At 37.3% G+C, this 25139-nt stretch carries 19 protein-coding genes and 1 pseudogene; 4 read left to right on the top strand and 16 right to left on the bottom strand.

Features of this window, described 5'->3' with window-relative positions; all coding sequences use genetic code 11:
* Window positions 1–47: 47 nt before the first annotated feature.
* The 8 genes and pseudogenes from ACY0M5_RS06900 to nifH form a co-directional block, all read right to left on the bottom strand.
* A complete protein-coding gene (locus tag ACY0M5_RS06900) occupies window positions 48–1307 on the bottom strand; it encodes a radical SAM protein (protein WP_461631247.1) in 1260 nt (419 codons plus the stop codon).
* A 54-nt stretch (window positions 1308–1361) separates the two neighbouring features.
* Window positions 1362–2759, bottom strand: coding sequence for a nitrogenase component 1 (locus tag ACY0M5_RS06905; protein ID WP_156195219.1), 1398 nt, complete (start codon window positions 2757–2759; stop codon window positions 1362–1364).
* Window positions 2760–2764: 5 nt separating this feature from the next.
* Entirely contained in the window at window positions 2765–4096 is a 1332-nt protein-coding gene (gene nifE, locus ACY0M5_RS06910) for a nitrogenase iron-molybdenum cofactor biosynthesis protein NifE (protein ID WP_461631248.1), read from the bottom strand.
* Between the two features lie 183 nt (window positions 4097–4279).
* Window positions 4280–5661 (bottom strand): annotated as a pseudogene (nifK, locus tag ACY0M5_RS06915) (nitrogenase molybdenum-iron protein subunit beta).
* 14 nt (window positions 5662–5675) lie between these two features.
* Window positions 5676–7307 (bottom strand): nitrogenase molybdenum-iron protein alpha chain, encoded by a 1632-nt coding sequence (gene nifD / locus ACY0M5_RS06920; protein WP_321318272.1) that lies wholly within the window; start codon window positions 7305–7307, stop codon window positions 5676–5678.
* Between the two features lie 10 nt (window positions 7308–7317).
* Window positions 7318–7698 (bottom strand): P-II family nitrogen regulator, encoded by a 381-nt coding sequence (locus ACY0M5_RS06925; protein ID WP_101310081.1) that lies wholly within the window; start codon window positions 7696–7698, stop codon window positions 7318–7320.
* An 18-nt stretch (window positions 7699–7716) separates the two neighbouring features.
* The gene (locus ACY0M5_RS06930; protein WP_101310082.1) at window positions 7717–8043 is read right to left on the bottom strand and encodes a P-II family nitrogen regulator; all 327 of its coding nucleotides are present in this window, start codon (window positions 8041–8043) and stop codon (window positions 7717–7719) included.
* 57 nt (window positions 8044–8100) lie between these two features.
* A complete protein-coding gene (gene nifH / locus ACY0M5_RS06935) occupies window positions 8101–8925 on the bottom strand; it encodes a nitrogenase iron protein (protein WP_101310083.1) in 825 nt (274 codons plus the stop codon).
* A 519-nt stretch (window positions 8926–9444) separates the two neighbouring features.
* On the opposite strand from nifH, the gene ACY0M5_RS06940 reads away from it, so the two are divergent.
* Window positions 9445–11001 carry a sigma-54 interaction domain-containing protein gene (locus tag ACY0M5_RS06940; protein ID WP_461631249.1) on the top strand — a complete coding sequence of 519 codons (1557 nt, stop codon included), beginning with the start codon at window positions 9445–9447 and terminating at the stop codon, window positions 10999–11001.
* Window positions 11002–11048: 47 nt separating this feature from the next.
* Window positions 11049–11534, top strand: coding sequence for a GNAT family N-acetyltransferase (locus tag ACY0M5_RS06945; RefSeq protein ID WP_461631250.1), 486 nt, complete (start codon window positions 11049–11051; stop codon window positions 11532–11534).
* A gap of 444 nt (window positions 11535–11978) precedes the next feature.
* Here ACY0M5_RS06945 and hemH read toward each other — a convergent pair whose 3' ends face one another.
* From hemH to ACY0M5_RS06965, 4 genes are all read right to left on the bottom strand, one after another.
* Window positions 11979–12992, bottom strand: coding sequence for a ferrochelatase (gene hemH / locus ACY0M5_RS06950; RefSeq protein WP_461631251.1), 1014 nt, complete (start codon window positions 12990–12992; stop codon window positions 11979–11981).
* Window positions 12993–13118: 126 nt separating this feature from the next.
* Window positions 13119–14012, bottom strand: a complete 894-nt coding sequence (gene hemF, locus ACY0M5_RS06955; RefSeq protein ID WP_461631252.1) for an oxygen-dependent coproporphyrinogen oxidase — start codon at window positions 14010–14012, stop codon at window positions 13119–13121.
* A gap of 37 nt (window positions 14013–14049) precedes the next feature.
* Complete coding sequence (locus tag ACY0M5_RS06960; protein WP_461631253.1) at window positions 14050–14361, bottom strand: DUF6787 family protein; 312 nt, start codon at window positions 14359–14361, stop codon at window positions 14050–14052.
* A gap of 186 nt (window positions 14362–14547) precedes the next feature.
* The gene (locus tag ACY0M5_RS06965; RefSeq protein ID WP_461631254.1) at window positions 14548–16191 is read right to left on the bottom strand and encodes a peptide MFS transporter; all 1644 of its coding nucleotides are present in this window, start codon (window positions 16189–16191) and stop codon (window positions 14548–14550) included.
* A gap of 307 nt (window positions 16192–16498) precedes the next feature.
* Here ACY0M5_RS06965 and ACY0M5_RS06970 point away from each other — a divergent pair, with 307 nt between their 5' ends.
* Both ACY0M5_RS06970 and ACY0M5_RS06975 read left to right on the top strand, forming a co-directional pair.
* Window positions 16499–18010, top strand: coding sequence for an NAD(P)H-hydrate dehydratase (locus ACY0M5_RS06970; protein ID WP_461631255.1), 1512 nt, complete (start codon window positions 16499–16501; stop codon window positions 18008–18010).
* Window positions 18011–18086: 76 nt separating this feature from the next.
* Window positions 18087–19229: a DUF4831 family protein gene (locus ACY0M5_RS06975; RefSeq protein WP_461631256.1), complete on the top strand. Its 1143-nt coding sequence runs from the start codon at window positions 18087–18089 to the stop codon at window positions 19227–19229.
* A gap of 86 nt (window positions 19230–19315) precedes the next feature.
* Here the strand turns inward: ACY0M5_RS06975 and ACY0M5_RS06980 are convergent, their stop codons facing one another.
* The 4 genes from ACY0M5_RS06980 to ACY0M5_RS06995 all read right to left on the bottom strand — a co-directional run bounded on the left by ACY0M5_RS06980 (window position 19316) and on the right by ACY0M5_RS06995 (window position 25138).
* Window positions 19316–20587 carry an adenylosuccinate synthase gene (locus ACY0M5_RS06980; protein WP_124992253.1) on the bottom strand — a complete coding sequence of 424 codons (1272 nt, stop codon included), beginning with the start codon at window positions 20585–20587 and terminating at the stop codon, window positions 19316–19318.
* Window positions 20588–20832: 245 nt separating this feature from the next.
* Window positions 20833–21291 carry a Fur family transcriptional regulator gene (locus ACY0M5_RS06985; RefSeq protein ID WP_101259429.1) on the bottom strand — a complete coding sequence of 153 codons (459 nt, stop codon included), beginning with the start codon at window positions 21289–21291 and terminating at the stop codon, window positions 20833–20835.
* A 101-nt stretch (window positions 21292–21392) separates the two neighbouring features.
* Window positions 21393–23639, bottom strand: coding sequence for a RelA/SpoT family protein (locus ACY0M5_RS06990; RefSeq protein WP_124992252.1), 2247 nt, complete (start codon window positions 23637–23639; stop codon window positions 21393–21395).
* A gap of 182 nt (window positions 23640–23821) precedes the next feature.
* Window positions 23822–25138, bottom strand: coding sequence for a M16 family metallopeptidase (locus tag ACY0M5_RS06995; RefSeq protein WP_461631257.1), 1317 nt, complete (start codon window positions 25136–25138; stop codon window positions 23822–23824).
* Between the last annotated feature and the right edge of the window lies 1 nt (window position 25139).

Here is a 25139-nt window from a genome sequence, read left to right on the forward strand (position 1 = left end):
ATTTTATGTGTTTTTAATTGATCATTTGAATTTTGGCTGTTGTTTTATCAACCGCATCCGGTAGCAGAACCAGTACATCCTGTTCCACATTTTGTCATTTCGGTTTTGCATAGGGAACGAAGTTCGGTGCCTTTGTAAACAGAATCCAAGCCTTGGTCGATTAGTCCGCTCATCTCGATGATTTTAATTCCGCTTCGACCTAGAATACCTGCTGGTTTTTTGCCGATTCCTCCAACTAAAATTGCTCTGCAGTCAGCCAAAGTTTCCGCTAGTTTTTCCCAACGGGAATCGCCTTGACCCGTGTCGGGAGTTGCCCTAACATTTACCAGTTTGTATCCTTTGGGTGTTTCCCTGAAAACGTGAATTCGATCTGCTTCACCCAAATGTTGATTCACCAAAATTCCTTCCATAGAGGTGACTGCAACACAAGGTCTTTCTTCTCCTTTTTCAACTGTAAGAAGAGCTGTTTCGGAAAGTAACTTGGCGGCTTCTGCAGAATCTTTTCCGAGTAATCCTGCCGCGTCGGCTCTGCATCGTGCGCAATGAGACATCGGAGGAAGAAATACTTCTACTTTTTTACGTAAGGATTTCATAAAATCAGGAGTAGGTTCCTCCATGTGTTCCATGGCGGTATCTTTTACCGGAAACAATGGAATTGTATTCATTAAATCCACTCCAAGTGATGCAATTTTTTCTGCAATTTCTGCAATTTCATGATCGTTGATTCCCGGCATTATAATGGTATTTACCTTTACAGTAATGCCGGCTTCCTTTAGTTTGGCTATTGCTTCCAATTGTCTTTGAAGTAGATATTCTCCGGCTTGCGCTCCAAAATATCCTCTTTTGTCGTGTCGTACCCAACTGTAAACTTTTGCTAAAGTTTCGGGGCGTAAGCTGTTTAAAGTGATTGTAACATGAGATACGTCCAGCTCTTTTAATTCATCGATATAAGGAGCTACATTTAAGCCATTTGTAGATAGGCAAAGCAGCATATCCGGAAAGTTATCCCGAACCAAATGAAGCGTTTTCATGGTTTGGGTAGGATTGGCAAAAGGATCGCCAGGTCCTGCAATTCCAACCACTTTAAGCTCCGGCATTATTTTCACCAATTTAATAAGATAGCTTAATGCCTGATCGGGTGATAAAACGCTGCTGGTAACTCCGGGTCTGCTTTCGTTTACACAGTCGAATTTTCGATTGCAATAGTTGCATTTCACATTACAAGTTGGAGCTACGGGCAAATGTACCCGGGCATATTTATGATGTGCGTCTTTGTTGAAACAAGGATGAGTTGATAAATCTTTCATGATGCGACTTTTATGTGAGATTTCTTAACTTTTATTAATTGTAAATGCTCTCTTTTACATGTATTTATATCCGATAGGAGAATTGTTTTGTTTGTATTCAATCATGGCATTTACTACCTTGTCGAATAATTCCTGAGTCCCCTGATAACCAAGAAGAGTAATCCGTTGTCCTCCAATTCGATCGTGAATAGGAAAGCCAACTCTTATCAGCGGAATATTGAAATTGCCGGCAATGTAATTTCCCTTGCTGTTTCCGATTAGAAAGTCTGGTTTAATTGTATTGCACGCCTCATTGATTTGTTCAAAATCAGAATCACTAATTACTTTGATGGTTTTTCCATGTTCCGGACAATGTCTGATGATTTCTTTTTGAAGCTTTCCGCTGTTTGCTCCCGAGGCTGCCAAAACAACTTCGACTCCTATTTCATCAAGAAATGAACACAAGGCCAGAACTAAATCTTCTTCGCCGTAAACCACAGCCTTTTTTCCAAAAATGTATTTGTGTCCATCGGCATAAGAATCCAGTAAGCGACCTCTCTGCATTTGATATTTCACAGGAATGTCTTTCCCGCTTATTTTACTTAGAATATCAAATAAAGAATCACTATTGCTCATGCCAATTGGTAAAAGGCATTGGTGGTTTTTTACGCTGTGTTCACTTTCCAGCCACGATGCTCCGCTGACTTCAGTTCCTCCATTTTGCCCGCCTTGTTTTACTGCAGTAAAAACACCCAATTCAACCGATGCGTAGGCTTCTCCCATTTTTTCAAGCTCTGATATTGGAGTACCTCCTTTTGGTACGCGATAATATTGATCCCAAACGGGGTTGTCCAAAGTATCCGAGTAATCGGGTAAAATTGTTGTTGTAAGATCAAAGTCAGCTACTATTTCTTTGATATGCCGAATATCTGAAGGTGAAACAAAGCCTGGGAAAAAATTGATCTTGTCAGCAGATGGTAATTTTTTCGCATAGTTTTTGACAACAGCTAATACTGTTGCATGAAATCCATCCATGTGAGTTCCCTGATAACTTGGTGTTGAAACGGTAAACAAACTAGGTAAATTGGAACTGGTGCTGTCGTTTCTTATGTGACTTAGTTGTGATGCAACGTCTTCCCCAATGGTTTCGCTCAGGCATGTTGTAGCAACACCAATTGCCATTGGCTGATATTGATTGGTAACATTGGTTAGTGCAGTTTTTAAATTTGCCTCTCCTCCAAAAATGGTAGTTTCTTCGCTAAAATTGGAAGATGCAATATCTACAGGCTCCTTGTAATGACTAATCATGTAACGGCGAATGTAGGTGGCGCACCCTTGAGAACCGTGAATTACAGGAACGCAACCTTCAATGCCCTTTATCGCAATACAGGCACCCAAGGGTGAGCACAGTTTACACGCATTTCGTGTTGATACAAATGGTCTGATATATGATAAAGTTGGGATTTTTTCCATGTGAGTTAGCGTTTAAAGAATTTCCAAACAGGACTGGTTACCGAGGCGTAAACCTCGTTTGCAAAGTTTAGCATGCCTTCAAAGCCGGCTAATGCTTCTTTTCTTTCGTGATTGTGATCGCAGAACCCAATTCCTAATTTGTAGGCAATCGGACGTTCTTTTACGCCGCCAATAAAGAGGTCGACTCCTTTTTCTTTTACAAATTCTGAAAGTTCATTCGGATTCGAATCATCAACAATAATGGTTCCCTCATCGCACAATTTTTTAAGCAAATTGTAATCGTCTTTGTTTCCGGTTTGTGATCCTACCATTACGGTTTTCATTCCAATTAACCGAAGGGCTTTCACCAAGCTGATTGCCTTAAAGGCACCACCAACATAAATCGCGGCCTTTTTGCCTTGTAATTTTTCTTTGAATGGTGCCAAAGCAGGTAGTAGAGTTTTAATTTCAGATGAAACTAATTCTTTTGCTTTTTGAAGCATTTCATCGTTCTTAAAAAAGCCGGCTACTTCGTAAAGGGCATCAGCCATATCTTCTATTCCAAAATAGGATACTTTAATGAATGGAATGCCGTATTTTTCTTCCATTTCTTTGGCCAGATGCATCATGGAGCCGGAGCATTGAACCACATTAATAGAGGCTTTGTGTGCCTGACGAATTTCATTTATTCTGCCGTCGCCGGTAAGGCAGGTAATGATGTTTACGCCAATTTTTTCGTAATATTCCTTTAGCATCCACAGCTCCCCGGCCAAATTAAAATCTCCTAAAATGTTTATGCTAAAAGGAGGTGCCTGAAATTCATTATCTGTGCCGACAAGTTTGGCCAAAGCATCGCAGGCAGCTTTGTACCCGTCTTTTTTTGTGCCTTTAAAACCTTCCGCCATAACCGGCAGTACATCAATTTTTTGTTCTGCAGATACTTTTCGGCAGACTGCTTCAACGTCATCGCCAATAACACCTACAATACAGGTGGAGTAGACAAATGCTGCTTTCGGTTTGTAGGCTTCAATTAATTCAGTAAGTGCAGTATAGAGTTTTGGTTCTCCGCCAAAAACCACATCACGTTCGCGTAAATCGGTCGAAAAACTTAAGCGGTGCAATTGTGGTCCGGAGGATAATGCACCGCGGATATCCCAGGTGTAAGCGGCACAACCTATGGGGCCGTGAATCAGGTGCAGTGCATCGGCAATGGGATAAAGTACAACCCGAGAGCCGCAAAATACACAGGCGCGTTGGCTGACACTTCCGGCTAAGCTTTTCTTCTCACAATCTAAATCATGGGCTGATGTTCCTATTGTGTGTACCTGAGTGGATCGTTCTTTGATTATTCTCTCCATTGTCGTTAGTTATATATGTGTAATGCACAGGTTTATATTGAGAGGGAAGAAATTTTTCTTCGTATTGGTTTTTATTCAAAACGAGTGATAAAAATGAAGGAGGTGGGAGACGTTTTATCCTAGCTATGAGAAAAGGGTATGATTTGCAAATTAGCCAGTAACCTCCTTCATTTCATCGCATCACTACATTACCAACTCGAATGATTCTTCAGGGCAAGTTGCATCCTGCTGATCCATAAGTACTGAAAGAATTTTTTCAAGAATTCTCAATCCTCCCATATAACCTAGTGTTGGAAAATAACTGTGTCCAACGCGGTCGATAATAGGGAAGCCCATTCGTACAAATGGAATCTTTTCATCTCGCGAAATGTATTTTCCATAGGTGTTTCCAATTAACAGATCCACAGGATTTTCTTTGATCCATTGGTGCATTAAAAGCATATCGGCATTGGCACCATTTTTATATTTGGCCTCTGGTACACTTTTGCTTAGAATCTTTTCCATTCTTTTTTCGAATGTTTTACCGGGAGTTCCTGAAACAATGTAAACTGGTTCATATCCATGTCTACCAAAAACTCTGCTAATGGAATCAATTGATCGGGATCACCCCATAATGCTACACGTTTACCATACAGGTATTGGTGCATATCAGTAATCACATCAATTAAGCGTCCACGTTCATCGTTAATGGATTCAGGAACAGAAACAGATCCAAGTTTTGCCAGTGACTGAATAAAACGGTCAGTTGCCTGAATACCAATTGGCAGATCCTGTATGCTGAATTTTACTTTACACTGATTGTCGAGATTGATAGCTGCTTTTTCCGTTGCCCATTCACCCAAGGCAAGGGTATGAAGGCTGTCACCCATGCTTACCATTTCAGGAATTGTAGTTCCTCCTTTCGGATACATTTCAAATTTCCCGTTCATAGGCGAATCCAAAACATCTGAAGTGTCAGGAAGCAAAACATTTTTCACCTTCATTAGTTTTAAAATTCTTTTTAATTCTCTCATATCAGAAGGTTCTACCCAACCAGAGAGAATATTCAGCTGATTTTTAAGACTATCGCTTTTTTTAGCGAAATATTTTACAATACCTTCCAGCATATTGGCATAACCAGTTACATGACTACCTACGTAACTTGGAGTTGGAGCCTGTATCACGTGCTTTCCTTCCGGAATTTTACCATCCGATGCAGCCTTACTTACAATCTGACCTAAGTCATCGCCAATTGTTTCTGATAAACATGTGGAATGCACTGCAATTATATCCGGCTCGTATATGGTAAAAATATTTGTGATTGCCTGCAGTAAGTTTGCTTGTCCGCCAAAAACAGATGAACCTTCGGTAAATGAACTGGTTGCAGCCATTACGGGTTCTTTGTAGTGTCGGGTTAAAGTACTTCTGTGATAAGAACAGCAGCCTTGTGAGCCATGACTGTGAGGCAAACATCCGTGTATTCCTAATGCGGCATACATTGCACCAATAGGCTGACAGGTCTTCGCCGGATTTACCGTTAAGGCCTTTCTCTCTACTATTTTACTTGTTGTATGATTTAATAACATCTATTTGTCCTCCTTTATTCGTTAATGGCAAAACTTCCAACAATTTCAGGGTCGGTTTTCCAAGGTGTAGTCACCATTTTCCAGATTCTTGTGCAGAGCATGCGCTCCATTTCCAGATAGAAATTGATTGCTCCTTCAAAACCGGCATAGGGTCCACCGTAATCGTAGCTGTGTAATTGTTTCAATGGAACTCCAGACTTTTGTACCACATATTTTTCTTTAATACCGGCACAAAAAATATCAGGTTTATAGTACTCAATCAGCTTTTCAGTTTCCCAATGGTTGATGTCATCAATAACCAGTGAGTTCTTTTTCATTTCGGACATCATACCGTCATAGTTGCTGAATTCGTAACCATTTTTAAGAAGTTTTTCTTTTTTTACAGCTAAGTCTTCACGGTATAATTCAAGATCTTTCTCAACAGTCAGATCTTCAATGTTTCGGGTATCGGCATCAATTTTTATGCTTGGAATAACATCTCTGCCTTCGTAATCGTCACGGTGAGCAAATTCATATCCTGCCGATACTGTGGTTACACCTATTTCCGAGAATAAATCCTGATAATGATGAGCTCTTGAACCTCCAACAAACATCATGGCTAATTTGCCTTCTGTTTTTGCTTTTACAGCTTCTCTTACCACTTCCACTTTCTTCATCTCGCGTTCTATAATCTCTTCCACTTTTGCACTTAGCTCAGCATCATCAAAATACTCAGCGACTTTACGAAGAGCTTTTGCACTGCCTTCTGCACCAATGAAACTAACTTTCACCCAAGGAATACCATATTTCTCTTCCATCATCTCAGCAATGTAATTGATGGAGCGGTGACACATAATCAGATTAAGGTCAGCGGTATGAGCATATTCCATACTTTCGATCGTAGAGTTACCACTAAAAGTGGACAGCAAAGTGATTCCAGCTTCATCAAACAATCTTTCCAATTCAAAAGCGTCACCACCAATATTGTATTCGCCAAGCAGATTGATTTGGAATTTGCCAATACGGTCTCTGTTGTTGTTGCCGATTACATTTTTGAATACACCATTGTTTGCAATGTGGTGACCCGCCGATTGAGATACACCGCGGTATCCTTCGCAGCTAAAACCGAAAATATTAATTCCCAATTCCTCTTTCATCTCGCGGGATACTGAGTGCACATCATCTCCGATTAAACCAACAGGGCAGGTTGAGAAAATGCCAATTGCTTTGGGTTTAAAAATCTCGAATGCTTCGCGAACGGCATCTTTTAGCTTAGCTTCACCACCAAATACAATGTTAGAATCCTGTATGTCGGTAGAAAAACTGTAGGTAATAAAGTTATCTTCTCCTTCAGCAGGTCTGGTTTGGTTTCTTCTTGTAAGCCAGGCGTAAAAACTGCAGCCAATTGGCCCGTGAACCAAATTAATAATATCTCTTGTTGGGCCTAATACTACCCCTTTACATCCTGCGTAAGTACATCCTCGTTGAGTAATAATTCCCGGAATGGTTCTTACGTTGGCTTGAATTTCTTTTCCTTCGGCAGGATCATTAACCACCAATGATTTTTGACGTTTTTTAGCAATCTTTGTCGGGTATTTTGCCATGATCTCATCCATCACTTTCGATGGATCCGGCAAACCCTGTGTTATATCTAATTTTTTTACCATAGCTTTTCGTTTAATTATCCAGAACTTGATCACCGCTTTCTGCAGTTCTTACACGTATCGCTTCATTTACAGGCAAAACGAAAATTTTACCATCTCCTGGGCTTTTTGATTGATTGGCTTCGATTATTGTTTCGATACATTCTGATACCTTATGGTTCGGAACAACAACTTGAAGCAGGCGTTGAGGGCGAAGTCTGGGTTCTTTTCCTAAAAGCTCCAATGCTTCAGGCTGATCATTCTTTACACCTTCTAAAACTTTAGCATCCCAAAGGCCTTTGCCGCGTCCGAATACACTACCTGTTGCAGTCATCGAAGAAAATCCGGCATCACGCAAAGCCCGTTTGGTTTTGTTCATTTTATTAATCTTGATAATGGACATTATACACTTCATACCTTCGAGTTTTTAGGTTTATAATTCTTTGGTACCTCTGCTTATTGTATAGGCTTCATCAACTGGAGATACGAATATTTTTCCATCACCGAAGGCTCCTTTTGGAGTGGATCGGGCAGCATCCAAAATAGTATTGATGGCGAAGTCTTTGTCTTCATCTTTAATAACCATCATCAGCATTTCTTTAGGCAGTTCATCGTAAGTAACATCACCTATTTTGATTCCCCGCTGCTTACCGCGGCCAACCACCGGCATTTTTGTTACAGCGATGTATCCAGCTTCAAACAGAGCTTTTAAGACCTTATTGGTTTTTTCAGGGCGGATTATTGCTTTTATCATTAACATAGTCTGTATTGTTTTAAATGTTTGGAATAATGTGTTTTGTAATTTGGGTAGGATTTATTAGGCGTCAATACCAAAATCGATTAGAAGTTTTTCCAGTTCTTCCATTTCCAGAGGTGTAGGAATTACAAACATTTCATTATCATTGATCGCATTGGATAATTTACGGTATTCATCGGCCTGACCATGTTCCGGTTCATATTCAATTACTGTTTTACGATGAATTTCAGCTCTTTGAACAACATTGTCACGGGGAACAAAGTGAATCATTTGTGTGCCCAGTTTTCGTGCTAATTCTTCAATCATATCACTTTCGTGATCAACATTACGTGAATTGCAAATTAAGCCTCCCAAACGAACAACTCCGTTCTGTGCATATTTTTGAATTCCTTTACAGATATTGTTTGCAGCATACATGGCCATCATTTCACCAGAAACAACAATGTAAATTTCTTCCGCTTTACCTTCACGGATTGGCATTGCAAAACCTCCGCAAACCACATCACCAAGCACATCGTAGAATGTGTAGTCTATTTCGTATTTGTCATCCCAGGCACCTAACTGTTCCAACATATTAATCGAAGTAATAATTCCACGACCGGCGCAACCAACTCCTGGTTCAGGTCCTCCTGATTCAACGCATCTTACTCCACCGTAACCAGGACGAACAATATCATCCAAATCAACATCTTCTCCTTCTTCGCGCAGTGTGTCAAGAACTGTTTTTTGAGCTAATCCTCCTAATAATAATCTTGTGGAGTCGGCTTTGGGATCACATCCAACAACCATGATGTTTTTTCCAGCTTCAACTAGACCTGCTACAGTGTTTTGGGTTGTAGTTGATTTTCCAATTCCACCTTTTCCGTAAATGGCAATTTTTCTCATGTCTGTTATTTTTATTTGGGTTAATAGTTGCCAAGCCGTATTCATAAAGCGTACCATTTGCTTTTTTAGCTTTGTTGTTTTTGTTGTTTTGTGGTTCTTAAGTGTTTATTGCAGAGGTGTTTATTGTTGTTTTGTCCGTATTTGTTTTGCATTGCAGGCACTTCGATTTCCTACAAATTTGTAGGAAAGATGGTTTTGGAGTACATATTTGAATTTAAGTGTGTAATCGTTGGTTCAGTAAGGGATTTCGATCTGTTTGATTATTTGATTCATACAGAAATGTATTTTAAACAAAATTTGAATTTAGGATTCAAATTGTTCCAAAATGGTTTTGTAAGTGATGGGAATTGTTTAAATGGGGGTGTGTTGGTTTTTTATATATTTTTATTTGCGCCAGGCTGTATTTTTAATGGGGTGTGATTTGCAATATGTATAAATTACTAAATGATTTGTATATTTTGTAGGGGTGTTGTTGCTTTTTTTATAATTTTGCAGATGTACCCCCTTAAATATTCGCTTATGAGTTTAAAATGCAAAAAAGCAGGCGACGAATGTTATGGTTTTAATGAAATGTCTCTTCTTTTCGATATAAGCCAAAGACTTTTGAACAGTAATGAATTAAAAAAGGATTTATCTCCGATATTAGCTTGTTTGGTGAAACATTTGAATGCCGAAAGAAGTTTTATCACGATTTTTAATCGGCAAACAAACCGGATGATGATTGAGGCTGCCTATGGATTAAGTGCATCGCAGCAAGCAAGGGGAAAGTACAATTTGGGTGAAGGAATTATAGGTAAGGTTGTTGAATTGGCCAGGCCTGTTGTTATTTCTGAAATATCAAAATCGAAACTTTTTATCAACAAAATTAAAACGGAACTTACAAAAGACGGACACGAGTTAACTTTTATTTGTGTGCCGCTTTTGCTTGATAATGTTGTAACGGGTGCCTTAAGTGTTGTGAGAATTTACAATTCCAACATTTCTGTTAATGAGGATATTCAGCTATTGAGTATTGTTGGATCGATGATTGCAAAAACGGCCCGATATAAGCAAGCTAAGCTTGAAGAATTAGAAGCATTACGAGAACAAAACAGAGAATTGCAAAGTCAGCTCGATAGCCAAAAACCGCATAACATTATTGGTAACTCAGGCAAAATGTGTGATTTGTATGCATTGGTAAGTCGGGTGGCCCAAACAAACAGCACGGTTTTGTTGCGTGGCGAAAGCGGGATTGGAAAAGAACTATTTGCTGAGGAAATACATGCCAAAAGCAAACAAAAGGATCGTAAGCTCATTAAAGTAAATTGTTCTGCATTGCCGGAAAGCTTAATTGAAAGTGAACTTTTTGGACATGAAAAAGGAGCTTATACAGGTGCCGATCAAATGCGAAAGGGGAGATTTGAATTGGCCGATGGGGGAACAATATTTCTCGATGAAATTGGTGATTTGCCTTTATCTACGCAAGTAAAATTGTTACGGGTTTTGCAGGAAAGAGAGTTTGAACGTGTGGGGGGATCTAAAACCATTAAGGTTGATGTGCGAATAGTGGCAGCAACAAACCGTAATTTGGAGGAGCTAATTGAGAATGGTGATTTTAGAGAAGATTTCTATTACAGAATTAATGTTTTTCCAATATTTATTCCTCCTTTACGACACAGAAGAGATGATATTCCAATTTTGGTTGATCATTTTATCGATAAGTTTAATCGGAAGAATAATTTTCAAATTAAAAGAATTACAACATCTGCAGTAAATATGTTGATGGTTCATCGTTGGCCGGGAAATATTAGGGAACTGGAGAATGTGATTGAACGATCGTGCATAATGACGAAAGATAATGTTATTCATAGTTACGATTTACCTCCAACTCTTCAAACTGCCGATTCAACAAACAGTGTAATGGAAGGTGGAATGATGGTTGTGGTTGAGCAGCTTGAAAAACAATTGATTCGGGACGCACTCACGACTACGGCCGGGAATGTAACAAAAGCAGCTGAATTGCTTTGCATTACAGAGAGAATGCTGGGGACAAGAGTAAAAAAATATGAGATTGAAACCTGGCGTTTTAAAGTGTAATTTTAAAATAGATTTCCAAACTGTAAATGCTTTTACAAACCGAAAACATGACAACACTTCCTTTTTCCTTTGTAGAGCTGAATCTTGATGATTCGGATCATCAGACTGCATTGTTCAATTTAATGAATGCGTATATGTTGGATCGGATGGGCTGTGAAAAGCCATTACACCCCGATTCATTTCAAGAATTAGTACGTGGATTGCAAAAACAGGCTAATTATATTGGGGTTTTAGTGCAAAATGAGAATGAATATATTGCTTTGGCAAATTGCTTTGTGAATTTCTCAACTTTCAAGATGTCTTCCCTCATAAACATTCATGACTTAATAGTTTTACCTGATTATAGGGGGAAAGGTGTAGGGCGGTTCTTAATGCAATCTGTTAAAGCCATTGCCAGGAAGATAGATTGCTGCAAAATAACCTTAGAGGTTCGAAACGACAATCAAACAGCTCAAAACCTTTACCTTTCGGAAGGTTTCAAGGAGTGTAATCCTCCAATGTATTTTTGGGAAGCAACTATTGATCGGGCTTAAAATTAGAAACTGTTTAAAAATTTATCCTTTAGCTCTTTCATAAGCCAAAAACCTCATAATTGCGTTAAATAGAACCACTATCCGCATCAAATTTGCCTTATTCTGAGTCTTTTTTCTTCGATAAAAATTTCTAAAAATAAATTTAAACAGCTTCTAAAGATACTTTTGAAATTAAATTGGTATTAACAACTAATAATTGCCTGCCTAATGTATTGCCCTCGCTTTTATAAAATTATAATTGTGATTTTTTCATTTAACGAAGCCGTTAACATATTATAATGACTTGCCTAAGCCTTTGGTGGAGGTATTAACAAATAATAATGGACGTTTAAGCCTTTGGTGAAGGCATTAACAAATAATAACGACCTCCCTTATTTTTGATATTTCTCTGCAAATGCTATTAATAAATTTAAACAGCTTCTTAGGCGAATTAATAATTTGGGATTATGAATTAATTACCAAATCCTTCAAGGTCGCAATCCACTTTGGATGATCGTTTAGGCTCTCAACCAAGGCTAATTTTTCGCCCCCGTTTTCCTCGAAAATTTCTCGATATTCTATTCCAATTTCTACTGTTGTTTCTAAGCAATCAGCAACAAAAGCAGGGCTGAAAACCAAAATCTTTTTAGCTCCGTTTTTTGCTTTTTCTTCCACTACTTTATCAGAGAAAGGTTCCAGCCAGTTTTTGTCCAATCGGGATTGAAAGGAAACGGTATATTTTTCTTTAGGAATAGATAATTTTTCAGCCAATAAGCGACTGGTCTCAAAGCAGGTTGAACGGTAACAATAATAATCTGTTTCCGGAATAAATTTTTTGTGACAATCGCATTTAAAACAATTCCGGTTAGGATGAACTTTGTTTATTTGGCGGATTGGCAGTCCATGATAAGAGAATATAAAATGATCAAAATCGTTTAAATCATGCTTTTTGGCATTTTCAGCAATAGTATCCAGGTATCCTTCATGGTCGAAGAATTGGTTTACAAATTTCACTTCAGGAATTACTTCCCAGGATTTGATAATTTCCATTGCCTTCTGGAAGGTAGAACCTGTTGATGAGGAAGCATATTGCGGATACATTGGAAGAATAATCAACTTCTGAGGCATATCCTTTTGTATTTTATCCAAAACGTTCTTCATCGATGGTTGCTGATAGCGCATGGCCAGCTCTACAGTAAAATTGGAATCCAGTTCCTCTTGAAGCAAGCCTTTTACTTTTTCTCCGTAAATCATCAATGGAGAACCTTCTTTGGTCCACAATTTCTTGTAGATTTTTGATGAACCTTTTGCCCGAAAAGGAACGATAATAAGGTTTACTAATATTTTACGTAACAACCAGGGAATATCGATTACTCTCGGATCGTTTAGGAATTCGAAAAGATAGGTGCGAACATCTGATACATCAGGACTTTTTGGCGTTCCTAAATTGAGTAGTAAAACAGTCGTTTTTTTTGGCATAGTGTTCGTGTTGATTATTTAGATAAAAAGGGAGTGTTTAGCTGTTTCCCAGTTTAAAGTAATAAAAATTAATTCATTTTAATTAAAGTCTGTTTTGAAATAAAATTGGTATAAACAGGATTGTACTTATTCCACCCAGTTAATTCCTTTTTTTAGAAGAGAAAGTGTTAACTCTTCTTTGGAACCACTTTCAATCGGGTACTGATAAGTCCATTTTACTTCGGGTGGCATGCTGACCAGTATTGATTCAGTTCTTCCATTGGTATCCAGTCCAAATTTGGTTCCTTTATCAAGTACCAGGTTGAATTCTGCGTATCTTCCTCGTCGGTGCAATTGCCAGTCTTTTTCTTTCTCCGAATAGCTTTCCCCCTTGTTCTGACTCATTATTCGGCAGTAAAGAGGTGCAAATAAATTGCCTACATCCATTGTGAAATTAAAAATTTCCTCCTTGCTTAAACCATCTGTGCCATTTAAATGATCGAAGAATATTCCTCCAATACCACGGGTTTCTTCCCGAAAGGGAAGAAAGAAGTAATCATCAGCCCAAGTTTTAAATTTTGAATAATATTCCGGATGATGACGATCGCATACTTCTTTCAGTTCCTTGTGAAAATCTTTGGCTTGATCCACATTTATATAAATGGGAGTAAGATCAATTCCTCCACCGAACCAAAACGTACCATCCTCTAATTCGAAGTAACGAACATTCATGTGTACAATTGGCACATGAGGGTTTTCGGGATGCATGATTAGTGAGACTCCGGTTGCAAAGAAATTTGAATTGGAAAGATTTAATTTGTGTTTGATTTTTTCTGGTAATTTGCCGTGAACTGCTGAGAATTGAACTCCACCTTTTTCTATAATGTTACCATTCACTATTACTCTACTTCTACCGCCGCCACCTTCTTTGCGTTCCCAAGTATCTTCCATAAAATTTGCTTTTCCATCGGTTGTTTCAATGGCTTTGCATATTCTGTCTTGTAACAGGCGAAATTTTTCGGCGATTATTTCTTTATTCATGTAAGTGTGATTGTGTTCTTGGTCCATATCGCTTTTTCTAGGATAGAGGTTGTTTTTTCTTTTTAGGGATAAAACGGCTCAGCATTTTCTTCTCAAATTTCCAAAAGAATCGAAATTGGCCCAATAAACTACCAACAATGATTAAAAACACTTGGTAGGTTGGAGTGATTATTAAAATGCTCATGAAAATTTTAATCAGCAGGTTTGTGTCAGAACCCATTGACAAGTAGGAAAAAACAAGTTTGCGTACCATAACCGCTAGACTTCCGGTAACCGAAAAGGCAATAAAAATAAGTATCAATTGGATGTTAGAGGTGATCTCCCAACGCTTTTTAAGTTTCTCAAACATGAGATTTTATTTAGAATTATTTTGAATAAGAACAAATATAATATAAAATACCTTTATGTCTTAAATAGGATGCAAAAATTCTATTTGATTTTATTGATTGGTGCATCGAATATTTGACTGGTGAGTTGCGGGCATAAAAAAAACCGCCTCAAATTGAGGCGGTTTCTAATAGGTTATATCTTAGTGCTAGGAAACTTTTTCCAGTTTTTTCATGATAGAAAAAATAAAAGAAGCAGCAATAAAGCACAGAATAATGAAAATTGTCCATACTTGCCAGATTGCAACGCGTTCGTATAAATAGCTGCCAACGCTTAAGAACAAGTTTCCAACTGCGGTTGCTCCTAACCAACATCCTTGCATGATTCCCTGGTATTTTGGAGGGGAAACTTTTGATACAAAAGAAATTCCCATCGGACTCAAGAATAATTCAGCGATAGTTAAAGTAAAATAAGTACTAATTAACCAGCCTGTACCAACACGAAGATGGTTTGGGTCTGCCTGCATAGCATTAAAAGGATCTAAACCTAAAGATCCAATTAACAGGATTAAGAAACCTACTGATGTTATAATCATACCGATACCAATTTTTCTTGGTGCTGAAGGTTCTATGCCCCTTTTGTTTAACCAAGCAAATATTCCAACAATAATAGGAGTAAGTAATACAATCATAGTTGGATTAAAATGCTGGAATAACTCAGGAGAGAATGCATTTACTTCAGGGTTCTGAGTATAAAAATAATAGGTGGAAAACACTGAAACAGCAAGAACTCCAGCTCCAATTAATTTGTTTTTTGCTGATGCTCCTTTGTTAAATATAGAGCTTAAAGCAAGTATTCCAATTACAATTGAAAGTAAAGACCAAATATTGAAAACCAAATAGGTTGCAGGTCCTACACTTGTTACTGTGTAGTCACGGGCAAAGAAACTCATGGTTAAACCATTTTGGTGAAAAGCCATCCAAAAGAAGATAACTACCCCAAATACAAGAAACAATGCTGTAAGTCTTTGTTTCGTTTCTGCTTTAGACATTTCAACAACTTCGCCTTTTTCGTTATCGGCTTTTTGAACATCAGGAAGGAGCTTCTTATATATAGTATAGATTACAAGAGATAAAATCATTGTTAGTCCAGCTACACCAAATGCATAATTAAAACCGGAACCGTAAGCGGAAAGGTAATTTGTTGCAAAGTCAGATAAATCAGCAACATGAGCTCCGGACACTTTATCTGCAAGTGTTTGTAATTCAGAGATAACTCCAGTATCTGAAGGAGTGGCTTGAAATTTATGGATGATTGCAGGTAAGGCATCATCGCGTAAAAATCCTTTTGATTTTATAAACCAGTTAATGATTCCGGCAGCGGCACTAGGGGCAAAAAGAGCACCAACATTGATACCCATATAGAATACGCTAAACGCTGAATCTCTCAAATGAGAATATTTGGGATCATCGTAAAGTTGACCAACAACAGCTTGTAAATTTCCTTTGAACAAACCATTTCCGAATGCAATTACGAATAGAGCAAGAACAGTAAAAATGAGACCAAAGCCTGGAATAGCCATTAAAACATAGCCGGCCAGCATCGTAATAAGCCCGATGTAAATGATTCCTTTGTAGTTTTTAGTTCTATCAGCCAGAAAACCTCCAACAAGAGCTAAACCATAGATGGAGCCATAAAAAACACTGTAAATCATACCTGCTTTAGTTGCAGATAAACCATATTTTGCGGTAAGGTAATATACCAGAATTCCCATCATGGTGTAGAAGCCGAAACGCTCCCCCAAGTTGGCGAAAAATGCAACGTATAGTCCTTTAGGATGTCCTTTAAACATAAATGTTAGTTTTTAATTAAAAGTAAAGTTTTAGTTTTAAGATTGACAAATATATAGAAAAAAACAGAAGGTAGTGACGATTTGTTATCAGAATGAATCTATTTAAAACGTTTTCGTAAGCATATTCAATTATTGAAAGTTTAGTATCTTTGATAAAGGCATTCGATACATAAGGAATTAAAAAAAAAAAGATTACGATAGCAAGCCTAAATTAGATACTTGAACTGTTTAGGTATTATAAGATTGTGATGTTTTGTTTATTAACTTTTGTAGAGCCTATCATTTAACGATTCAAAACCCGATAACAATGAAAATATTTACTGCTAGACAAATTGCTGAGATTGATGCCTACACCATAGAGCATGAACCAATATCTTCCATCGATTTAATGGAACGAGCCGCGGGGCAAATTTTTAAGTGGATTATTTCACATTTTCCTGCTCCTCAAAGTTGCAAGGTTTTTGTTGGTCCGGGAAATAATGGAGGAGATGGATTAGCCTTGGCACGCATGTTGGCTGATAAGAATTATGCTGTTGAAGTGTTTGTGCTTCGAATAACCGATAAGATATCGGATGAAGCTGAGGCGAATCTGGAGCGGATAAGAAATTTGAATACATTGGATTTGTATGAAATGACTTCGATTGAATCGATGCCATGGCTTTTTAAGGATGATATAGTTGTTGATGCAATTTTTGGCTCGGGTTTGTCAAGGCCTCTGGAAGAATTGTCGTTGGATGTTGTGAAAGCAATAAATGCCAGTGATGCAAAAGTTATTGCCATTGATATTCCATCGGGTTTGATGGGAGAGGATAACTCTAAAAATAATTTGAGAGGAATTGTTCGGGCAGATTATACTTTAAGTTTGCAATTTCCCAAATTGGCATTTCTTTTTCCCGAAAATGCTGAATATGTTGGTGAATGGGAAGTTTTGCCAATTGGGTTGCATCCCGAAATAATTCAAACAGAGCCCACTGCCTACAAGTTATTAACTAGAGAGTTTGTGAAGTCTTTATTGATGCCCAGGAAAAAATTTGATCATAAGGGAACCTACGGTCATGGCTTGCTTATAAGCGGCAGTTATGGGAAAATGGGCGCTGCAATACTGGCTTCCCGTGCAAGTCTGCGTTCGGGAATTGGTCTGTTAACTACCCATATTCCGCGTTTGGGATATCAAATTATGCAAACAGCCGTACCTGAAGCTATGGTTAGTATCGATCGTTCAGATATTATTTTTACAGAATATCCCGATTTGAGCCAATTTAAGGCGGTTGCTATCGGTCCCGGAATAGATAAAAAGCAAAATTCTTTTAAGGCAATGATTGATCTTTTAAAGGAAGTAAAAGTTCCGATGGTAATAGATGCCGATGCAATTAATATCATTGGAGAGCATCCTGAACTAAAAGAAGAATTGCCGCTTGGAAGTATTTTTACTCCACATGTTAAGGAGTTTGAGCGTTTGGTTGGGAAAAGCGGTGATAGTTATACCCGCAATTGCATGCAGCGGGAGTTTGCAAAAAAACATGGACTAAGCCTGATGTTAAAAGGAGCATATACGGCTATTTGCTGCCCGGAAGGAACTTGTTATTTTAATCCTACTGGTAATCCGGGAATGGCAACAGCTGGCAGTGGTGATGTGTTAACTGGAATAATATTATCTTTGTTATCGCAGGGCTATTCATCACATATCGCGGCAATAATTGGAGCGTATCTGCATGGTTTAGCGGGCGATTTAGCTTCTGTAGATGTCGGTGTAGAAGCACTTACTGCCAGCGATATAATTGACTATTTACCGAAAGCATGGTTACATTTAAAAAAATAGTGAGCTTTGTATATTAGTTAGGTGATAATTACCGTTAGTTTTATTAGCCGATTTTAAACAAAAAATTCAGATTATAATGAACCGAATGATTCTAAGAACTTTATTGGTATTACTTGTTGTAACTTCTTGTCAGTGGTATGCCGGTGCTCAAAAGAGAAAAACGCTTGATACTCCTAATACAGTAGTGTATGCATTGCCTCAAACCGTTTTAAAACTTAATGTGATTGCAGAAAAAACGATTTTGAAAAGAGGTCCTTTTGCCGAATATGCAAAGAAATATCTGAATATTTCGGATGTTGTTTCTGCCGATGGAGTGGAGTGGGAACTAAAATCAATTGATGTTTCCTCTCATGGTGAGGTAGATCCGGAAGAATATCATAAAATTACCACTTCCGTGGATTATGAACCTAGTTTAATTTCGTTGACTCCTTCCGGATTAATCAGAGGTTTTAATTTGGAGAAGAAAATGATATTGAAAGAAGAAAAAGAATCGGTTTTCATTACCGATGATAAGATTGATATAGAATACGGGAAATTTTCAATCGATCCAATAATAAAATATAAAGAGGATACCATTTTTAAAGTGGTGGAAACGGATACAGCTTTTGTAAAAGTTCCGGTTCTGGAAAAGCAGGCCTTGGTAAAATCTTTGGAGGAGAAAGCGGAAGAAGCGGCTCATCAGATATTTAAGTTAAGAAAAAGAAGATTTAAAATATTAACTGCAAATTATGAGGTATTGCCTCCGGATGGAAAGGCTTATGAGATCATTATTAAAGAATTGGAAAAATTAGAAAATGATTACTTATCTCTGTTTGTTGGCAAAAGAGTTGGATTTACAGAGAATTTTCAGTTTTTATACACTCCTAAAAATGGTGAAAATGGCGGGGTAATTTTTCGAATGTCTCCGCAAGCTGGCCCGGTTGGAGTGAATGATTTGGGTGGAAAACCAATTCGTGTTGATTTTAAAAATTTAGAGATAACAAGAGAGTTGGCAATTATTCCAACAGTTGGACTTGTTCCTCAGAAGCAAATATTTTACAGAATTCCGGGAATGGCTGATGTATCTATTTCTAATGGGAGAGAAATTTTATTTCAGAATAGAATGCCGATTGCACAGTTTGGAAAAATTGCGAATATGCCTGCTGAAGTATTGCTGAATGAAAATTACAGCATTGAATTTTTTCCTGATTTAGGATCAATCAAAAATGTAAGTAAATAATGTTTTTACAGAATTAAAAAAACCTGTTTGATTTTCAAACAGGTTTTTTTTTGTGAGTCTTAACAGACTTTTATTGTTGTGCTTGATTAATCAAGCATTCTTTCAATAGTTTGAGCTCTGTTTGGACCAACAGAAACAATTTTAACAGGTACTCCGGTTTCTTCCTCAATAAAATTAATGTAAGCATTAAATTCTTCAGGGAACTCATTCTCATGAGTAACAGCAGTCATATCAGTTTTCCAACCTTTAAACTCTGTGTAAACAGGTTTGATATCGTCAGTCATTTCGTAAGGAACATGCTCAACTTCTTCACCATTTACAAGGTAAGATGTACAAATTTTAATGGTGTCAAAATCGTCCATTACATCCGATTTCATCATGGTTAATTCAGTAACGCCGTTAATCATGATCGAATACTTAAGAGCAACCAAATCTAACCAACCGCATCTTCGGGCACGACCGGTTGTCGATCCAAATTCATTTCCTTTAGCTCTTAGCAAATCTCCATCAGCATCAAAAAGCTCAGTTGGAAATGGTCCCATACCAACTCTTGTGCAATATGCTTTGAAGATACCAATAACTCTGCCAATTCGATTCGGTGCAATACCTAAACCAGTACAAGCTCCGGCACAAACAGTGTTCGATGAAGTTACAAATGGATAGGATCCAAAGTCAACATCCAGCATAGTTCCCTGTGCACCTTCAGCAAGAATTGATTTACCATCTTTAAGAGCATCATTAAGAAATTGTTCACTGTCGATTAACTGAAATTCAGCTAAAACTTTGATGCCTTCAAACCATTCGGTTTCATATTCAGAAATGTCGTAATCAAACTCATAAAGTTTGTCAAGCATTAAACGGTGCTTGTCAACTAACGAGTCGTATTTTTCTTTGAAGTTTAATTTGATATCTCCCACACGCAAACCGTTTCTTCCGGTTTTATCCATATAGGTTGGTCCAATTCCTTTAAGGGTTGATCCAATTTTTGATTTCCCTTTAGCCGCTTCGGATGCCGCATCAAGAATTCTGTGAGAAGGTAAAATTAAATGAGCCTTCTTCGAAATAAATAAGGTTTTGGATAGATTGATTCCAAGTTTTTTTATTCCTTCAATTTCTTTCTTGAAAATTACCGGGTCGATAACAACACCATTTCCAATAACGTTAATCTTATCATCGCGGAAGATACCGGAAGGAATTGTATGCAGAACGTGCTTTATTTCATTAAATTCCAAAGTGTGTCCTGCGTTGGGGCCACCCTGAAAACGGGTGATAAAATTGTACTTTGGGGTTAGTACATCCACAACTTTTCCTTTACCTTCATCTCCCCATTGGAGGCCTAAAAGTACATCAACTTTCATCTGTCTAATAATTTGATAGTAAATCTTAACAAGTAATTATCCAAACCAATTTTACGATTGGATTTATAAAATTGGTTCGGGTACGCTGTTAAATCTTGAAGAATGCTTGCAAGTTTTAACAGTCAAAGGTAATAAATATTTTTATTTCGGGCAGTTGAAAACAGGTCTTGTTGATAAGTCATTTTTGGGCATAAAAAAACCTCTTATTTAAAGAGGTTTTTGAAAGATATTGATTGTTGATAAACTTAGTTGTTTTCTAATTTTCGACATTCCTGGCAAATTCCGTAGATATATAAGGAATGATGAGAAACTTTGAAGTCCATATCATCAGAAACATTTTTACGAACATCTTCTAAACGGGTGTCGCAAAATTCAAGAACTTTTCCACAACGGGTACAAATCAAATGATCGTGTTTGTTGCTGTCATATGCTTTTTCGAACTGAGCGATATTTTTACCAAATTGATGCTTAACTACCAATTTACAATCTAAAAGAAGATCTATAGTATTGTAAAGTGTTGCTCTGCTGACACGATAGTTTTTATTTTTCATAAAGATATAAAGAGATTCAATATCGAAGTGACCTTCCCGGGAATATATCTCATCTAGTATTGCGTATCTTTCCGGAGTCTTTCGATGTCCCTTTTTCTGAAGATATTCTGTAAACATCTTCTTAACAATTTCTTTAGTGTCTTCGTTGCTCATATCAAAAAATAACCTAGGTGTTATCTAATCTAATTTAAAATAATGGGTCTAAAATAGTGATTTTTTTTAGAACTGGAAGCTTATTTAGAATAAATTTTAATTTAGCTGTATTCTTCAATATTTTCGATACGTTTCACATTATCAAGACCTTTGATCTTGATAAGTTTCATAATTAAATTGTTAAGATCTTCAGTATTGTGAACATAGAGGTGGATTAAGCCCTCAAACACACCATCATGGCTTTCAAAGTGCAGCGATCGCATATTTACATCATGATCTTTTGAGATAACATTGGTAACTTCATTAACAATGCCAATTTTATCAATTCCTGTCAATTCAATAATGGCGAGAAAAGACATTAATCTATGACTGGTCCAATCTGCAGCAAGAATCCGATCGCCCTGACTTGACATTAATTTTAATGCGTTGGGGCATTTCCTTTTGTGTATGGTTACATTATTAGCCATATCCAGATAGCCAAGAACTTCGTCTCCAGGTATTGGTTTGCAGCAGGCTGCAATTTTATAACTCTCATTAGCTGCCAATTCTGTAAGCATAAGAGTTTTCTTTTTATCAAGTTCAGGTTTTGCATTAGGAGTTTCAAGGATTTCTTCGTCCTCATTTTCCTCTGAATTGCCAAAAAACTGAAGTTTCCAGTACTTAATGAATTTACTTTTTGATTTTTTTCGAACAACACCATCAATTTCGTTGATGTTGATGTTTCCTATACCAACTTTATAAAATAATTCTTCTTTATTCGAAAGTTTGTAGTGCTCCAGCATTTTTCGAAATGCTTTTGCATTTAGGAGAAGACCGCTGTCAGATAATTGATCTTCTATCATTCTGGAACCTTTTAAAGTGTATTCTTTTCTTTCTTTTTTAAAGGCAGATTTAATTTTAGACTTTGCCCGGGCAGTGATGACAAATTCAATCCATTCATATTTGGGTACTTGTTTTTCAGAAGTTAGAATTTCCACTTGATCACCACTTTTTAATTCATGGCTTAGTGGCACCAGCCGATGATTTACTTTAGCTCCAATACAATGATTTCCGATATCTGTATGGATGTCGTAGGCAAAATCAAGAGTCGTGGCTTTTTTGGGTAAAGTGCGAATGTGTCCTTTAGGTGTAAAAACCTGAATTTCCTTTGAAAATAAATTCAATTTAAATTCGTCGAGGAATGCCATAGCGTCAGCTTCCGGATTATCTAAGATTTCACGAACATCGTTCAGCCACTTATCTAATTCAGACTCTCCACTTCCACTGGTATTGTATTTAGAATGAACTGCAAAACCTTTTTCTGCTATGTCATCCATTTTCTCTGTTCTTATCTGAAATTCGACCCACCTTCCCTGAGGTCCCATGGCTGTTACGTGCAGCGCCTGATAACCGTTGGCTTTCGGTGTACTAACCCAATCCCTGATACGTTCTGGTTTAGGTTTGTAAATATCAGTAATAAGAGAATAGATATTCCAACATTGGTTTTTCTCAGAAACACCTTCCTTGGGTGTAAAAACGACCCGGACGGAAATGAGATCGTAAATTTCTTCAATACTGGTATTTTGAGTTTCAATTTTATTCCAAATAGAGAAAATTGACCTTGGTCGGTTTTTAATGGAGCATTGAATATTTGCTTCTTTAAGTTTCTCCTTAATCGGAGCAATTATGCTCTGTATTATTTTTTGTTGTTTTTCTTCTTGTTCTATTATCTTTTTGGAAATGTTGTCAAAGTCATCCGGGTGTTCATATCTCAGACTTAAATCTTCCAATTCAGATTTAATAGCATACAATCCCATTCGATGTGCTAGGGGAGCAAAAAGAAAAAGTGTTTCGCCGGCAATTTTCATTTGCTTGCGCAATGGCATAGAGCTCAAGGTGCGCATGTTGTGCAGTCTGTCGGCCATTTTTATCAGAATCACCCTAAGATCATCGGATAGGGTTAACAGCATTTTTCTGAAATTCTCTGCCTGCATTGAAGTTTGTTGATCAAATACGTCCGAAATTTTAGTCAGACCATCAACAATTTGGGCAACTTTTTCACCAAAATGATTTTGGATATCTTCAAGGGTGTATTCGGTATCTTCAACAACATCATGCAGTAAGGAAGCTACAATAGATTTTGTTCCCAGCCCCATTTCTTTTGCTGCAATTTGAGCTACAGCAATTGGATGCAAAACATAAGGCTCTCCTGATTTGCGACGCACCTCTCTATGAGCTTCCCATGCAAAATGAAAAGCCTTGTCTATCATTTGTTTACTTTCCGGCTCACGACTCCTTTTGCAATGTTTCAAAAGTTCCTCGTAGGCGTCAAGTATTAGTTGTTTGTCTTTTTCGGTTTCACTACTCATAAAAACCCCTTTGTTCTGTATATATTGTTGCTACGATTAAAAGTAGCAAAATCTTATAATTTTAAGATACTAAATGTAGTACATGTTTACCTTTTTTTAACAGGTAATCATTAATATGCGAATTTTCACAACAAATTACCATACATTAAACTGAAATATCATCCAGTTTGGTAAAAAAGGAATTAATTTGAAAAGGCAACGGCTTCTTCGCATTCCTTCGGTCCACAGACTATAAGGTAAAGATCATCAAGCTGTAAATACTCATTCGCCAATTCCATTATTTTTTTTGCAGTAACAGCTTTTAAATCCTTAATAAATTGTGCAAAATAGGTATTGTCTAATCCAAAAGGTAGATTTCCTTTTAATCCATCCGACAAGGCAAAAGGACTGTCTAAATTTCGAAGCAATTCACCTGAAATATAATTTTTCACTAATGTCAACTCATCTTCGGGGACCAATTCTTCCCTTAACCGCTTAATTTCGATGAATATTTCTTGAACTGCAGCCTTACAAACCTCAGCACCAACTTCAGTAACAATCGTAAAATGGCCATCTTTTAGATGAGAGATCAGGATAGAGTTGATTCCATAGGTATACCCTTTTTCTTCTCTGATATTTTGCATCAGCCGTGATCCGAAATAGCCTCCTAATATTAAATTTAAAAGTTGCATTCCCGTATGATCGGGGTGAGTTTTTGTGAATAATTTGCGGCCAATTCGGATTGTCGATTGAACAGCATCATCTTTACATACGAAGGCTGACTTTTCTTTTGAACTTATTATTTTATGGTCGAAATCAATTGACGGACTTTGATTTGTCCATTTATTTTTACCAAATAAATCTTCAACCTCAGATAGCACATTATCATCCACCTTACCAGCTATTATAATATGGCAGTTGTTGGGCGTGTAATGTTCTTTGTAAAATTCTTTAACATCCTGCAGACTGCAATTGTCAAATTCACTGCTATCATAGATGTTTGCATAAGGATGATTTTTTCCATAAATCATCTCTGTGAATTTTTCTTTAGCTAAAACATTTGTTTTTTGATGATCAATTTGATATTGCTGTTTCTTATTGGTTAAAATTGTTTTGAATTCTTTCTCGGGAAAAATGGAATTCTTGATTAGATCTGCAATTAATGCAAGAGTCTCTGAAAAATGTTTTTTAAGGCTGTACAGCGTAACACTTGCATCATGTTTGCTCGCTGAAAACCCAATGTGAGCCCCAAGGAAATCAAATTTCTCTGCAATTTCAGATGCTGATAAAGAAGAGGTTCCCTCGTTAAGCATTGTGTTGGTTAAAGTAGCAATTAACGGTTTTTTCTGTTGCCAGATTCCAGCATTAAAAATAAATTCAATTTTTACAACATCCTGACTACCACCATTAATGATGTGAACGGGAATGTTGTTGCTCAACGAATGTTTTAGTGAGGGCAGAATTTCAACGCTATCTACTGTTTTGAATTCTGGAGCTGTGTTTCTGTATAAGTTTTCCATT

Origin of the sequence: Labilibaculum euxinicum (assembly GCF_963678175.1) — a bacterium.
Lineage (GTDB): Bacteria > Bacteroidota > Bacteroidia > Bacteroidales > Marinifilaceae > Labilibaculum > Labilibaculum euxinus.